A 15,025-nucleotide genomic window follows, 5' to 3' on the forward strand; every position below is an offset into this window, starting at 1 on the left:
CTTGGCCCGCCGGCGGTGGTTCGTCGGCCTGTTCCTCGGGGTACTCGCCGTCGCCGCCGTGGCCGACGTCAACGCCTGGCCGATGACGGGGTGGCGGCTGTTCAGTACAACCCGCGGGCCCACACAGGCGGGGTGGGAAGCGGTCGTCGTCTCATCGACGGGGGCCGAGGCGCCGGTGCCGTTCGAGCGGCTGCCGCGGGGGTACCGCGGTGGGCGGCATGTCCTGCAGGAGTTCCCGAGGTTGTCGCCGTCGGCGCGCGGCGCCGTGTGCCGCGCGTGGGTCGACGGCGCCCGGGCGGCCGGCGTCGACGCGGCCGGGGTGCGGGTCTATCGCACCCGTTCGACCGTCTCGTTGGGCGGCTCGCCTCCCACGACGACGGTGCGTCGGGAGGAGGGGTACTCGTGTTGAACGCCCTCTTCGCGCCGGGATCGTGCCACCGCTTCCAGTGGGTGGTCCGGGGGTTGGCCGTGCTCATCGGCGTGCGGGTGGCGCTCGGGCCGTACCGGGCGCTGGCGGGGCAACCGGGGGCGCTGTTCCGGCCGGTGTGGTTTCTGGAACTGCTGCCTGCCATGCCCTCGGCCGCGGTGTTCGTGGCGCTCCAGGTGGTGGGGGTGGCGGGCGCTTTGGGCGTGCTCGCGCTGCGGGGCCGGCGGCGCTGGGTGGCGTTCGTCGTGGCGTGGCTGGCGTATCTCGTGCTGGCCGGGCTGCGGTCGAGCCTGGGCAAGACCCTCCACAACGACGTGCTGTTGCTGCTGGCGGCGGTCCCGTTCCTGTGGCCGGTGAGCGACGACGACGAGGCCGACTGCGGGTGGCCCGTGCGGCTGGCGTCAGCGGTTGTGGCCAGTGGCTACTTCTTCGCCGGACTGGCCAAACTGCGCCACTCGGGGTTGGCCTGGGTGACCGGCGACAACATGCGCTACATCCTGTCGTGGGCGGTGATCGACGGGCGCATGCGGTTCGACTCGTGGACGGCATGGGTGGCCGACCGGGCATGGCTGTCGACCGCGTCGGCGGCAGGGATCCTGGCCTTGGAGCTGGGCGCGCCGGTGGCCGTCGCGGTGCGGGTGCTGCGGCCTGCGTTCGTCGGCGCCGCCGCCGCCCTGCACGTGGCCACGTGGTTCCTGTTGGGGCTCGACTACTGGGCGTGGATCGGCACCGTCGTCGTCGTGCTCGTTGACTGGGACCGGCTGCGCGCCCCGGCAGCCGCCGAGTAGGTGACAGCCGCCGGGGACGCGTCCGGCCCCTCGATCAGGCCGCCGACGAGTCGTCTCGATGGCGTGCGCCTTGCAGCCGTTCATCGGCATTCTCGTCACGCGGCGAGGACCGCTCCACCCGAAAGACACCGAAGGCGGCCGAGTGTTCCCGGATTCGCCGCGCGCCCCCCGGGTGGGCGCCCCCCGTTGCCCGCCCGGAGGGCGTCCGGCGGTCAGTGGCGCACGGGCTCGTGGGCGTCGACGTCGGACTCGGCTTCGCCCAGGTAGGCCGCCAACACTTCGGGCGAGTCGAGCAGCTCGTCGCTGCGGCCCTCGACGACAACCTCGCCTCGGGCGAGGACGTAGGCGCGGCTCGTGTGGCGCAGCGCCAGGTGCACGAACTGCTCCACCAGGAGCACGGCGGTTCCCGCCTTGTTGACCTCGGCGATCACCTCGAACAATTGCGTGACGATGATCGGCGCCAGGCCCATGGAGGCCTCGTCGACCAGCAGCACCCGGGGCTCGCTCATCAGTGCCCGGCCCACGGCCAGCATCTGCTGCTCGCCGCCCGACATGGTGGCGGCGTGCTGGGTGGCGCGCTCGCGAAGCCGCGGGAACAGGTCGAACACCCGCTCCACCCGCTCTTCCAGCCGGGCCTTCTCCCGCCGACGCGACCAGTGCCCGAGCCGGAGGTTCTCCAGCACGGTCAGCTCGCCGAACAGCTCGCGGCCCTGGGGCAACTGGGCGACGCCGAGTGTCACGACGCGCGACGGCGGCACGTCGGCAACCTCCCGGCCGCCCACCCGAACCGAGCCGGCCGAGTACGGCACGAGGCCCGACACGGCCCGGAGCGTCGTGGTCTTCCCGGCGCCGTTGGCCCCGAGCAGGGCCACCATCTCGCCCTCTTCCACCACGAGCGAGACGCCTCGCAGGGCCTGCACGAGGCCGTAGTGCACGTCGATGCCCTCGATGGCGAGCATCAGAGCTCGGCCCCCGTCCTGGCCAAGCGGCTCCGCCGCGCCCGTGGTTGCTCGGGGGCCGTGGCCTCGGCGCCCAAGTAGGCGGCGATCACGCCCGGGTGTCGACGCACGGAATCGGGTTCGCCGTGCGCCAGCATCCGCCCTTGGTCGAGCACGTACACGTAGTCGGAGAGCTTCGTCACCATGCGCACGTCGTGCTCGATCAGGAGGACCGACACGCCGAGGTCTCGGACGCCGCGGACGACGTCCATCAGGCGATCGGTCTCGGCGTCGTTGAGGCCCGATGCTGCTTCGTCGAGCAGCATGAGCCCGGCTCCCGTCACCAGCGCCCGGCCCAGCTCCACCATGCGGAGGATGCCGAACGGGAGGTTCCTGGCGTACTCGTCGGCAACGCCTTCGAGGGCAAGGAGTTCCAGCACGTCCTGCACCCGGCGGCGCGCCCGGTTCTCGGCGGCAAGCGTGCCCGACGACGCCACGAGGTTGGCGAACAGCCCGGAGTCGTTCTGCAGGTGGGTGGCCACGAGGAGGTTGTCGAAGACGGTGAGCTCGTTGAAGAGCTGGAGCACCTGAAAGGTGCGGGCCACGCCCATGGCTGCTCGCACGTGCGCGGGCAACGCGGTGACATCGCGCCCGTACATGGTGATCGTCCCGGCGGCGGGCTCGTTGAGCCCCAGCACGGCGTTGAACAAGGTGGTCTTCCCAGCACCATTGGGGCCGATGAGCCCGACGATCTCGCCCTCCCGCACCTCGAGCGAAGCGTCGGCGACGGCGGTGAGGCCGCCGAAGCGGACCTCGATGCCCGACGCCTCGAGGAGCAGCGTCCGGTCCGCGCGGGGAACGGGCGCCAGGGGGTCGCGAGCAGCAAACGACAGAGGCATCCGCGGGGTCTCCGTTTGGAGGTGAACGGCATCGCCGTCGGCCGGAGCTGCTTCCGCTGTCGGCCCGCGCGCACGGGTGTACCAGTCGAAGGTTGCCGAGGACGGGGCCTCGGCGATCTCGGACGGAGCGTCGGCAGGCGACACCTCTGCGCCCCTCTCCCGCCGGCGCCGCAGCCACGCCGCCACGCTCTCGGCCAGAGGCTCCACCCGTGCTTCCACTCGGTCTTCCACGACCCGAATGGCGGCGCGGAGCCGGCGTCCACCCGCCGCCAGCCCACCGGGGTATGCCAGCAGCACGAGAGCCAACAGCGCTGCCGACACGACGTCGAGCCAGCCGGACAGGAAGTCGACGCGGAAGAAGACCTCGTTGAGGCTGGCAAACACCACCCCGGCAGCGACGGCGCCCGGGAGGCTCGCCAGGCCACCCACGACCGCGATGGCGAGGTACTGGAGCGACACCGTGAACAGGAACTGCGACGGGACGACGGTCCGCTGCTCGACCATGATCAGCGCTCCCCCGAGGCCGGCCAATGCCCCCGACAGTGCGAAGGCGACGAGCTTGTAGCGCACGACGTCGATCCCCAATGCCGCCGCCGCCATCTCCGAACCCCTGACGGCCGAGAAGGCCCGGCCCGTGCGGGTGTCGCGCAGGTTCGCCATGCCGACGATCACGAGCACGAGCACCACCACCAGCGTCAGGAACACGGCGCGGCGGTTCGTGAGGTCGAGCGAGGGGAAGCCACCAGGACGCCCGATGTGCTGGTTGGGGATGGTCGAGTTGCCGCCTTTGATGCCGACCCACGGCGACTGGAACAGGAAGGCATCGGCCATCCAGGCGAAGATCAGGGTCGCCACGGCGAGGTACAGGCCGCGCACCCGCAACGCGACCGCGCCGAGCCCCGTCGCCACGGCCGACGCGGCCACGACCCCCGCGATCACGTTGAGCGGGAACCCGATGCCCAGTTCGCGCGCCGCCATGCCCGTCATCAGCGCACCGAGGCCGACGAAGCTGGCGTGGGCCAGCGAAATTTGGCCGACCCATCCCGTCAGGAGCACGAGCGACACGGCGATGACGGCGTACTCGATCGCCAGCAGCGAGCTCCCGAGCACGGAGAAGGGAACGAGCCACGGCCACGCCACCAGCAGCGCCACGCCACACACCAATGCCACCTGCGCCGTGCGCGTGCGATCGCCGGACGCCCCGCCCCCGGTGGACTCCGTCAAACCCGCCTCGGCGCTGTCGCTGCCGGAGAAACGGCGACCACGGGTCACCATCACGGCCACCGCGAGCACCGTCAGGACCAACTGCGGCGCACCGGTGAGCTGGAAGATGCGCTTGAAGCCCGGCAGTGAGCTCATCGCCGGCACGATGCCGAACGCCAACCCTGCGACGACGGAGCCGCCCATAGCGCCCGGCAGGCTCTCCAGTCCGCCGATCAGGGCGGCGACGAAGGCCGGGAGCACCTGCAGCGACAACGTGTACGGGCTGAGATTGGTGACCGATGCCAGCAGGATCCCGGCAAAGGCAGCGAGACCGCCGCCAAGTGCCCACGCGGCCGACGCGGCGCGATTGGGGTCGATGCCCATCAGCAACGCAGCGGCACGGTTCTGCGCTGCCCCGCGCATGGCGAGGCCGAACTCGGTGAACTGCAGGAAGGCGAACAGCGCGGCGCACGCGGCGATGCCGCACACCAAGAGGCCGAGGTCGCCGATACGAACGCCCGCACCGCCTACCCGCAACACGTCGGCCGGGAAGATCGTCGGCGCGGCGATCGTGCCGGTGCCGTACAGCTTGCCCACCAACGCGATGAGCAAGCCCGTGACGGCCACCGTGCCGACGGTCTGTGCCGTGGGGCCCTGGCGTCGGAGCCGCCGCACGAACGCCCACTCGACCCCGACGCCCAGCGCTGCACCGACCGCCACGCCGAGCACGAGGGCCACCACCGGCGGCAGTCCCAGCTCCGTCAAGGAGTAATACGCATACGCGGGTGCCATTGCCATGGCGCCGTGGGCCAGGTTCAACACCCGAGATGCGCGATAGATGACGACGATGCCCAACGAGAACATGCCGAACGCGCCGATCAGAGGGATCGACAGGAAGGCGAAGACCAGTACCCGTGTCATCAGGAGGTGCCGGACTCGGGCCGCGGGTCCTGCACGGCGGGCCCGGCCCGCCAACGGCCCCAACCACCCTTGTGCTGCATCACGAAGCCCTGCATCGTGACGTTGGCGAACCTCGTAGTCGGCGTGAACGAGACCTTGTCCTGGATGGTGAGGCCGGTGGCGATCGTCATGTTGTCGAGCGAGGCCCGGAGGCGGTCTCTGGTGAGCGTGGGACCGACCTCTCGCAGCGCTTGTACGAGCAGCTGCATGCCCACGTAGGCGCCCTGCGAGAACTGGTTGTAGAAGTCGACGTTCGGCTTGACCGCCTTCATCGCCTCGACGTAGGCCCGCACCGCCGGGTCGTTCTCGTATTGCTCGATGTACGGCTTGAAGCCGGTCCACACCTGCATCTGGTCACACTTGGCGCCGCAGTCGACGCCGAACTTGTTGGTGAACAGCGGCTGGGCCGCCCCGTAGCCATGTGGCACCCTCGAGTTGTTTGCGGAGACCGCGTTGGGGTCCTTCATCCACGTCAACGCCGTCTCCGGCTCGAGGAAGAGCGCGATGAAGTCGGGTGGATCTCGGTAGAACTGCGCCACTTCGCCGGAGTAGCTGTTCTGGCCCACCTGCACGCCGCAGAAGCGGGAGTCGCACGCGTTGCCGATGGGCTTGGCTCCCGAGAGGCGGCCGACCTCTGCCCTGAACGCAGCCGCCCCCTCCTCGCCGAACTTGTAGGTCTTGTCGAAGACGACACCGAAGTCGCGCGCGCCACGCTTGTAGGCCTCGTTGGCCATGACCCGCGCCGACGACACCGTGGCGGTGGCTACCGGCCAGACCCACGGCTGCGCCTTGTCGCCCTTCCGGTACTGCGAGATCTCAAGGCCGTCGGAGCCCACGACCGGCGTCTTCGTCTTTTCGAGGTCACCGGTCTCGATGACTGCGCCCACGCCTTCGGAGCTGGCGCCCACGGCGATGGCGAACACGCCCTCGTCGATGAAGTTGCGCAGGTACTGGCCGCCGCGCTGGGCATCCCACCCGTCGTCTTTGTAGGTGATGTTGATGAGGCGGCCGCAGACGCCGCCTGCGCGGTTGGTGGCGCGCACCACCGCTTCCATGGCGTCCTTCATCTCGGCCTGGAAGGCGGCACCGGGTCCCGAGTTGACGACGGTGGTCGCCAGGCTGATCTTGTCGGCGGCGACGCCGCGGTCCGTCTTGCCGCCGTTGCCGCCGCGATCACACGTGGCATTTGGGTTGCCCGCGCCGCCACCCGCCCCCGCCCCGGCAGGCCCCCCGGCGCCCGGCCGCCCTCCGGTTGACCCCGTCGCGCCTGCGGGACCGCCTGCGGACGGGCCGGCAGCCTCCCCCGCCTCGCCGAGGAGCTCGGGATCACCGCCCGCGCTCAGCGCGTCGCCATCGCCTCCGGCGGCGCGCAACGATGTCGCCGGGACCACCTCGAACATCGATGCCATGCCCACCAGCATCCCGGCAACGAACACCGCCGCGACCTTGACGCGAGGACTCCAAGTGAGAGGTCTCATGTGTCTCGTCCTTCTTGCGATCAGCGTGCAGTGAGCACGGACGTCAGCCGGCGGCGGCGCGTCACGCCACCGACCGCGCTTCCGAGCAACACGATGAATGCGGCCATGAGGAGGCCTTCACCGAGACCTCGCCGGGTGACGATGAGCCCCGCCAGTTCCGTCCCGGCCGACGGCCGGCCGCCAAGGCCGTCGCCCCGGACGCCTTGGGCGACACCGGAGCCCGCTGCCGAGGTGCCGAGGTCCGACGAAGCGTCAAGGCCACCGGACGTTCCGTCGGGCCCGCTTGCCGTCTCGGCGGGGAGGCCGTCGCTGCCACCGGGGATGCAGCCCCCGGTGTGGCACGGCGGCTCGTCGGGGTTCCGGTTGACCGTGAAGACCGACGTGTTCTCCACACCCGCGAACTGCACGATCGTCCGGGACCGTTCGGCCGAGTCGTTGTAGATGTCGACCTGGACCGCAGGGACGGCGCGGCGCGTCGTGGTGTCGCCTCCGAAGAGCTTGCCCTGGTCGTTCAGGGTGACTTCTTTGGCGAAGTCCGCCGCGCTTTGGCCGATTCCGGCAAAGGCACCCTTGGGCGTGGCATGCACGGCGGCGTCGGGGAAGAAGAGGCGCACCCGGGTCTGGAGCGCCCGCCGCACGGCCTCGGCAAGCTGCTCACACGCAAGCGAATCGCCTGAGCGCTCCAACTTGTGGCCGTCGTGCCTCACCTTGGTGGTGCACCCAGGGCTGTCCAGGACGACGGCGCCCTTGGCATCCTTGACCACGACGCCCCGTAGCGTCCTCGTCCATTCGGCGGAAGCGGTGCCGCGGCGACCGTGCGCGACGGTCGCCGCCGTGACTTCCACGCTCCCGATCTCCAACCGGCCCGCACCGGGAACGTCGATGCCGATGCCACTGCTGCGCGCCACCGAATGCGTGCGCATCCCGTCCTTGACCGTCCGCTTGACCGTCGCGTTGACCACGCTTTCCCCGACGGCCAACCCGGCTCCCGCGGCACCGGCATGCCGGGCTACGGCAGTGCCTTCGTACTCCTTGAGCGCGCACTTCACCTGGGCGGAGTCGGCAGAGCCTGTCGGTTCCGCCGGTTCGGTGGAACCGCCGTCGAGGCAGGTCTCGCTCGGGTAGTTCCAGGGGACGGCGTTGCGCTTGGCGGCCTCCGTCGACGTCGTGTCGAGGCCCGCCTGTTGCGCGGCGGCGGCGGCGCCGGCGGGCTGCACGGTGACCGTCGGCACCCGACCGAGCACGACACCCCGTGACTCAGGGCGAAGCGCGTCCCTCCCCCTCGGCACGAAGCCGACGACGTTGGCGGTGTCGCCGAGCGCGGAGACCCTCGTGCCGAACCCGGCGGCATCGCCGGAGAACGAAATGTAGGTATCGGTTGCTTCCGGAATGTCGTCGGTCAGGCTGTCGTAGTCGGCCACGGCTTCCGGGCGCACCGACTCGGTCAGGTCACGGAGCACCCGGTACTTCGTTCTCCCGAGGTCGCCCATGGGAACGAACATCCGGTCACTTGTCGGGTCGGCCACGATCAACCCGCTGGGTGCGAAGTCAGGCCCGAGCACGACACCGTTCTGCGGGGGCGTCGCCCGTCCGTCGGTGATCAGCAGGAATTTCTTGTCCTCACTTCCACCGCCCATGTAGTAGTGGCCCGTCGTCTGGTTCAGGCCGTAGATGTAGTTTGTGTCGTCCGGAGACGTGATCGAGCCCACCCACGTACCGAGGCGCGCATCGAACACCCACGCGTTCGGGGTCGTGCTCGACAAGCTCTGCACGAACAGCCGGTCGCTGCCGTAGTCGTAGCTGGCGATGCCGTTCGCGCCCCCGTCGAAGTAGGTGCCCGCCACAGGGTGGAACTGGAGATCGAACAGCGCTGCGTCCGCTGCGGTCGCCGTCGGTGAGATCGCCAGTTCGACAACCCCCGGTTGATTCGGAAAGTTGTCGTTGCCGCTAGAACCGGTGGAGCCCGCTGCGCAGGTGAACAGCAATTCGTTGCGGCCGAGCTTGGGGCTGCTGCGGGCGATGAGCGCTCCCAAGCCCATCGTCCAGAGCGGCTGGTTGCACTCCGGGACCGGCTTCGCCCACAGCAGCGAACCGTCGTCGGGGCTGAAGGCGGCCACGGTCGACACCATCCCGGCAGGCTTGCGCTGGTAGCCCCACTGCTGGCCGAGGACTGTTGTGGACATCTCGCCCACCGCGTAAATGCGGTTGTCCTCGGCGGAGTACGTGATGCCGCCGATGAAGTAGCCAGGCAGTTTCTCGGTCATCGTCCACTTCTTGACCGGCGCGGCATCAGGACCGATGCCGACGCTGTACAACGCGCTGTCGAGGATGGAGTCGCCCGGGGCCGTGAAGAAGAGGCGCTTTCCCGCGAGGTCGACGGCGCTCTTCAAGGGCGACGCGTCGGCGGTGCCGTTCAGGAGTGGGCGCTTGGCGACGAACGTCGGCACCCTCGGTCGCAGGTCGTACTCGACGAGGTACGTCGTGTACTCCGGCCCCGTCGTCACCGGCCCGACCATGTGGGGGCCGCTTTTCGCGTACATGCCGAACATCCGTTGCGACACAGGATCGATCGCCGCGATGTTGAACGGTTGATCCGGCACCTCGGGGTCCGGCTGAGGCAGGGTCCCCAGAATCTCCACCGGCGACTTGGGCGCGGCCTCGGCGACGCGCGGCGCTTGGATCCAGACGGTCACCGCTCCCCCGACAAGAGCCAGCGTAAGCAGCAGCGCACGTCGGGAGAGGGTGTGGCTTCGGGGCGAGAGTGACGAGCGAGTACGAATCGGAGTCCCCTTTCGATGCGCGGCAAACGCATCGCGACCCTGGATGGGGCGTCTACAGGTGACTAGTAGTCGGCGCGGGCGTTTCCTTACGGCCGTTCGAAGGTTTTTTCCGGGCCCGTAATCACATCGCCTGACCCCCGTGTATCCCCCGTGAGAAGCATGTACAGGAGCCGGGGGGCGGCCGTGTGCGGCATGGATGCGCGGACGTGCACCTCCTCCCGTGCACGGTGGGTCGACGCAAAGGACGCAGTGGCCACGGGCAACTCGGCGGCACATCCTCAAGGGCCCGACGGTGCGCCGTCGTCCGGCTACGAAACCGACCTTGTCGGAGAGATGTACTACCGGTACTACCGGGCGCTGGTTCGGTTCTGCCTGCGACGGGGTGCGGACGCGCACCTGGCGGAGGACGTCGCACAAGAGACGTTCGTGCAGGCGATGAGGTACCTGCATCACTACGACCCGGAGCGCCCGATGTGGCCTTGGCTCTCAACGATCGCGGCTCGAATCGCGCAGCGTGAGACGACCAAGGCCCGCCGAGAATCACCCCGCGACGTCCCGGGAGAGGTCGACGAACAGGCGCTTACGCCTATCGACCCGTCGGACTCCGATGACGCCGTTGTGCTGCAAACCGCCATGGCCGCGGTGCCGTCCCGGCAGCGACTGGCACTGATGTTGCGGTACGAGCACGACTACACCGGCGCCGAGGCTGCTCGATTCCTCGGCATCGACGACAACGCCTTCGACCAACTGCTGTGGCGGGCGAGGCGAAGGCTCGCCGTCGAGTTCAGCCGAGCGGTCTCGAAGGAGCGCCGCGGAACTTCCTGACCGCTGGGCGCCGGCTCACGACGTGCGGCGGCAGCTATCGCGCCAGGTGCGGCCTCCGTCGACCGAACAACGGACTGGCGCTCCGAGCCCCGGCTTCCGTCCTTCGACCAGCGTCCCGTCGCCGAGCACGACGATGCTCCAGTACGAATGATCCTCTTCGGCCACCAGCCGCCACGTGTCGCCCCGGTCGTCGGAGATGTACAGGCTGTTCGGCTTCCGCTGGAAGTAGCTCACGGCGCTGTAGATGCGCCCGTCGGGGGCGGCCTCGACAGCGATGAGCGAACGGGTGTCGGGTGCACCGGGGAACTCGACGGGCCGGAACGTCCGGCCACCGTCGTCGGACCGGTGCAGAGCCCGGTTCGTGCCGACGAGCACCGTGTCGGGGCCGCTCCATGCAAACTTCGTCCAGGTGGTGTCGAGCCCGCCTTCGATGACCCTGTCGCAGCGGCCGTGGGTGCAGGAGTACATGCTGTACTTCGCCACCAGCCCGGGCGGGCCCCCGACGGTGAGCTCGATGGTGGTGGCCAGCAGCCGTCCCTCACGGGCGAAGTCCGGACTGAAGGAAACCTGCCACGGCACCACGTTGGGGGGCAGCGGAAGATCAAGGGGACGGAGGACGGGGTCGCCGTCCACGTACTGCTTGGCGAGGGGTGCGGTGACTCCCGGCTCGACGCCGAAGAGGATCCTGGGGTCACCGTCGGAGAACAACGGCGACATCGTCGCCGCGCCGTTCAGCGTCGAGATGACGCGAAACGTCTGGCCCCCGTCGGTCGACACCGAGAACGACACGGGCGAGACCGAGAAAATCCTCGCGTCGCGGGGATACGCCGGCGGCAGCAGGATCTCTCCGAAGTCGCGGCCGATCGCCGGCAGCTGCCGCCAGGTGGAGCCACCGTCGGTCGACTTGAACAACACCGGGCACCGGACGTCGCAGTCGGTCTCGGCACCGGCGGCGAACATGGTCTTGTCTTCTTCGTACGACGGCGAGGGCGTGATGTCGGAGGCCCACCATTCGGTGGTGGTCGACGGAGTCGCCCCGGTGGCGTTGCCGCCGCCTGTCGATGTGATGCTCGCTCCGGGGGCAGGCGTTCGTGACGAAGCACCGCGGGCGGGCGCAGCGGTTGCGGACGCCTCGGACTTCGACGGTGCGGCAACGTCCACCGATGGCGGAGCGGAGGGCAACTGCCCGGTCCCGGCCTCGGGGGTGAGCCAGGCGACGGTGGCGGCGAGGAGCGGAACGACGAGCGCGCCGAACGAATCCGACGAGCTTGTGAACCGCCAGGGCCAATGTGGCCAGAACCGGCGACCGAGAAAGGCGCCCGCCTGTCCGAGCGCTTGGTGGAGGCGGGTGCGAGCCCGATGGCGCCGCACCGCCTCCTTCACGCTTTCACGGCGCGAGACGGTGGTGACGGGATCGTCCAGCGTGCTCAGCAACGCGGCACGATCGGTCAACGAGAGCGACCGCATCGCCGCCGCCGTCTCGCGCCACCGCTGGCGTGCTTCGACGTGGCGGCCCAGGTCGTAGCGGTCAGGGCGCTCGGCGGGCACGACGCCGACGGGCAGCACTCGCGTCGAGGCCCGCTTGGCATCCATGGCCACGTTGCGGGCCACGATGTACGCCCATCGGCAGAAGTCGTCGACATCGGTGACGACGAGCCCGCGGCTCAGGGCGCGGGTGGCTGCTTCGGCAACCGCTTCCTCGGCGGTCTCGGCGTCGATCCCCTTGGCTCGAAGTGCGCCGACAAGCCGATCGCGCGCGACGGGCCAGAAGTCTTCGAGCAGAACTGGTGTGAGCACGGCCCCCGCAGTCCCGGCTCCAACTTCCTCCGACTGCATGTCAGACAGTGTTCGGGGGGTGGCCCGCCTTTCCCTCCTCTTTTTGGAAGCTCAAGAGCACCGTAAGGGAAGGGCCTCCTCGCGCACTAGTAGATGTCGTAGCCCTCGGGCCGGATCGCCCCCCGTTCCTGTCCGAGGGCTCCTTCTCGCGCCCGCCGCGCGCTGTACGCAGGGCGCCGGTGCCGATCTCGGATGGCGGTGCACGCCCCCCGGTACGGTGGTGGCCTGTCCCGGCCCCGGTAGCTCAGCTGGACAGAGCGACGGACTTCTAATCCGTTGGTCGCAGGTTCGAGTCCTGCTCGGGGCGCAGTCCCAGATCCCACGACATAGGCGACATCTGTGTCAGGACACAGGAGACACCCGAGCCGAGGAGTCTCCTGTGGACATGCGGCAGTACCTGGTCGAGGCGCAGTGGCCGCCAGCTTGTCGACGGTCTCGCCGGCACGGGCCCAGTCGCCGAGCCCGAACCCGATCGGCGCACAGGTCGCGGAGCTCGTCGATCTGCTCTGTGGTCAACCGGTGCGTGACCTCGACCGAGATGGTTTCGGACGCACGTCGCGTCGCCGGTTCCATCGGCAGGACGCTGAGCATGTAGCAGCGTTCACCGACGGTGAGTCGGGTCGTCACAGCTGATCGACTATCGCGATGACGTCGACGTCGTGCTGGGCGAGTTCCAGCCAACGTCGCATGACAACCACGGGGACGGGCCCTGCGAGTGTGATCCGACCCCGCCGGTCAGGACCCACGCGGATGATCCCCACCAGGCCACCTTCGGTAGCGTGCAGGTCGTAGCATTCGAGAACGATGTCGTCGCCTGTCGATTCAGACAATGCCCCGAACTCGAATAGGTGGCCGTCAGCCTCGAAGTAATCCATCAGTGCCCGTCACTCTGGCGGAGTTTCCTCAACGTAAACGTCGAACGTTATGGAGCTCTTGGCTCGGTGAAGCACGGCGAGTGACTCGACATCCAGTTCGAACAGCGAGCCCATGCTACGGCCCTCGGCCATGACCACGAGGTCGTACTCGACATCGTCGGGCACGCCGTGGGCAAGGCGATCGAACAGCGGGGCGAGGGCCGTCACGTGGTCGTGAAACGTTCCGTCCTCGACGCCGGACTCGTATCTCCAGGTCGACAGCGTGCGGACTGGACCGTCGGGATTGCGGCTGCTCACGGGGGCACCCCGCTCCATGCAGCGAGTCGGCTCCGCGCCCACCAGAGCCGACAACTCCTTGCATGAGCGCTGTGCTGACTGGAGACGCAAGGCGGCCCGCAGGATCGTCATCGTTCTCCCTGAGTCGGAGCGGCGTCGCGCGTCTCCTTGAGGCGCGACACCACGACCGTGTAACGAGAGCTCTTCCCCTGCTTGAGCTCGTTGAGCCGTTCAGCTTCGGCGTCCGCCTTAGCTTCGGTGTAGAAGGCCGAGACGAGCGACAGGTGATCTTCGATTCGTTCTGACGTGCAGTAGTCGTCGATGCGCACGACGACAAAGATGTGGGTGATCCCGCGGCGAGGGTTCGGGGGCGTCGTCATCGGGTGTTTGTCAGGTCACTCATTCGACTCCAAGCCCTCCCTGGCCACGCGACGAACTTCCTCGGAGGGGTCGTCGACACGAAGCTCGGACAGGCGGGCTTCAATCCGGGGATCCCTCGACTCGTTCCACCAGGCCCCCAACTCGAAGACGGCGGACCACCTCACGTCCGTGTTGGGGTCATGCGACAGCTCGAGGAGGAGATCGGCGACCTCATCGAAGCGTTCGGCGCACCCGCTGAGTCCGTCCGGGACGGCGTACCGAACCCTCGGGCTCGGGTGGTGGGCCAACTCGCGGAGCTTGGCTATCGCTGCCTTCGAACCCGTATGGCCAAGCCCGAACACCAGCCACCGCATCACCTTGGGCTCGGCTTCCTCGGACAGCACCTGCAGCACCTCGGCGAGGCGCCGCTCGGCGGGCATGGTGGCCTCGGAAAGCAGCCGAGCGTGAAGCTGCCTCTCATCGACCGTGCCGTCCCGTAGAAAGCGAGCCTCGTCAAGGAGAGGCTCGAAATCGACGGCTGTCGTCAGCTGGTACAGCGCCGGGTTCGGCCCTGTGAAACCTGTTTCCTCCTCGTGCTCCTGCAGGCGCAGGGCCTCGGACAAGAGATCTCTCACCTACCCCCACCTCCACCGCGACCGCGCCTGTCGGCTCATCGAAGATGGGTGCGATCCCGCGTCAGCAGTGAGACCGCACCCATGTCGAGCTCGTGGTTGCCCGCTCAGCTTCCTCGTTCGGCGCCAAGTCGAGGACATCTTCGAGTGACGCGTCTTGGTCGACGAGATGGCCGAGCCCGACAACCGGAACGCCACGGCGTCGTCAGGATGATCGTCGGCACCACAAAGGAAGCACCAGTCGCCCTCCGGCCGAGTCACGTACAGGACGGGGCGTTGAGCGTCGAACACGTGCGTGCAGACGTAGCTCTTCGTGTGACAATTCAGCCGCCCGGGGGCCGGTCCACTCATCACGACGCACCCTAGTTTCAGGTACCTCAGATTGCGGCCACAATGGCGCGCAGCTGGTCAAGGCGTTCAGCCTGACCGATGAACGCCTTCGTTCGTCGATGCGGAGTCCTCGGGCGCGCCGGTCTCGGGCAACGTGGGGTCATACGCTGCATACCGTGTGCACGACGCTCGCCGGTATTCGGAAGACACAGATCTCGAAACGGGGACTTCCTTGGATAAGCAGCATGAACCTATAGAGACCCTCCTCAACATAGAACGAATGGGCGAGAATGGACGCTCTCTCCCCGCTCGTGAGCGTGATCTCAAATGTCCCGGCGTGGGGGCAGAGGCGTAAGTCTTCTGGCAACGGATCCGGATTCATCAATCCAATCCTAGATACTGTCGGCCCTTGCTGATC

At 68.6% G+C, this 15,025-nt stretch carries 12 protein-coding genes and 1 tRNA gene; 4 read left to right on the plus strand and 9 right to left on the minus strand.

Features of this window, described 5'->3' with window-relative positions; translation table 11 throughout:
- The first annotated feature begins 1 nt into the window (after position 1).
- Together VM938_10725 and VM938_10730 are read left to right on the plus strand one after the other, a co-directional pair.
- Entirely contained in the window at positions 2–409 is a 408-nt protein-coding gene (locus VM938_10725) for a hypothetical protein (protein HVF75512.1), read from the plus strand.
- Positions 403–1,215: a hypothetical protein gene (locus tag VM938_10730; protein ID HVF75513.1), complete on the plus strand. Its 813-nt coding sequence runs from the start codon at positions 403–405 to the stop codon at positions 1,213–1,215. Before VM938_10725 ends, VM938_10730 begins: the two co-directional genes overlap by 7 nt.
- A gap of 212 nt (positions 1,216–1,427) precedes the next feature.
- Here VM938_10730 and VM938_10735 read toward each other — a convergent pair whose 3' ends face one another.
- The 4 genes from VM938_10735 to VM938_10750 form a co-directional block, all read right to left on the minus strand.
- Complete coding sequence (locus VM938_10735; protein ID HVF75514.1) at positions 1,428–2,174, minus strand: ABC transporter ATP-binding protein; 747 nt, start codon at positions 2,172–2,174, stop codon at positions 1,428–1,430.
- Complete coding sequence (locus VM938_10740; GenBank protein ID HVF75515.1) at positions 2,174–5,176, minus strand: ATP-binding cassette domain-containing protein; 3,003 nt, start codon at positions 5,174–5,176, stop codon at positions 2,174–2,176. The genes VM938_10735 and VM938_10740 overlap by 1 nt, the downstream gene beginning before the upstream one ends.
- The gene (locus tag VM938_10745; GenBank protein ID HVF75516.1) at positions 5,176–6,651 is read right to left on the minus strand and encodes an ABC transporter substrate-binding protein; all 1,476 of its coding nucleotides are present in this window, start codon (positions 6,649–6,651) and stop codon (positions 5,176–5,178) included. The genes VM938_10740 and VM938_10745 overlap by 1 nt, the downstream gene beginning before the upstream one ends.
- Before the next feature lie 62 nt (positions 6,652–6,713).
- Complete coding sequence (locus tag VM938_10750) at positions 6,714–9,386, minus strand: hypothetical protein (protein ID HVF75517.1); 2,673 nt, start codon at positions 9,384–9,386, stop codon at positions 6,714–6,716.
- A 336-nt stretch (positions 9,387–9,722) separates the two neighbouring features.
- On the opposite strand from VM938_10750, the gene VM938_10755 reads away from it, so the two are divergent.
- Complete coding sequence (locus tag VM938_10755; protein HVF75518.1) at positions 9,723–10,298, plus strand: sigma-70 family RNA polymerase sigma factor; 576 nt, start codon at positions 9,723–9,725, stop codon at positions 10,296–10,298.
- A 15-nt stretch (positions 10,299–10,313) separates the two neighbouring features.
- Here VM938_10755 and VM938_10760 read toward each other — a convergent pair whose 3' ends face one another.
- The gene (locus VM938_10760; GenBank protein HVF75519.1) at positions 10,314–12,095 is read right to left on the minus strand and encodes a hypothetical protein; all 1,782 of its coding nucleotides are present in this window, start codon (positions 12,093–12,095) and stop codon (positions 10,314–10,316) included.
- A gap of 272 nt (positions 12,096–12,367) precedes the next feature.
- On the opposite strand from VM938_10760, the gene VM938_10765 reads away from it, so the two are divergent.
- Positions 12,368–12,441 (plus strand) — tRNA-Arg (locus VM938_10765).
- Positions 12,442–12,757: 316 nt separating this feature from the next.
- Here the strand turns inward: VM938_10765 and VM938_10770 are convergent.
- The 4 genes from VM938_10770 to VM938_10785 are packed head-to-tail and all read right to left on the minus strand — an operon-like array spanning position 12,758 to position 14,268.
- On the minus strand, positions 12,758–13,009 hold the full coding sequence (locus VM938_10770; GenBank protein HVF75520.1) for a hypothetical protein: 252 nt from the start codon (positions 13,007–13,009) through the stop codon (positions 12,758–12,760).
- A 9-nt stretch (positions 13,010–13,018) separates the two neighbouring features.
- Positions 13,019–13,417, minus strand: a complete 399-nt coding sequence (locus VM938_10775; protein ID HVF75521.1) for a hypothetical protein — start codon at positions 13,415–13,417, stop codon at positions 13,019–13,021.
- The gene (locus VM938_10780; GenBank protein HVF75522.1) at positions 13,414–13,665 is read right to left on the minus strand and encodes a hypothetical protein; all 252 of its coding nucleotides are present in this window, start codon (positions 13,663–13,665) and stop codon (positions 13,414–13,416) included. Before VM938_10780 ends, VM938_10775 begins: the two co-directional genes overlap by 4 nt.
- Positions 13,666–13,680: 15 nt before the next feature.
- Positions 13,681–14,268 carry a HEAT repeat domain-containing protein gene (locus tag VM938_10785; GenBank protein HVF75523.1) on the minus strand — a complete coding sequence of 196 codons (588 nt, stop codon included), beginning with the start codon at positions 14,266–14,268 and terminating at the stop codon, positions 13,681–13,683.
- Positions 14,269–15,025: the final 757 nt, after the last annotated feature.

Source organism: Acidimicrobiales bacterium (assembly GCA_035536915.1).
Classification (GTDB): Bacteria; Actinomycetota; Acidimicrobiia; order Acidimicrobiales; family JAHWLA01; genus JAHWLA01.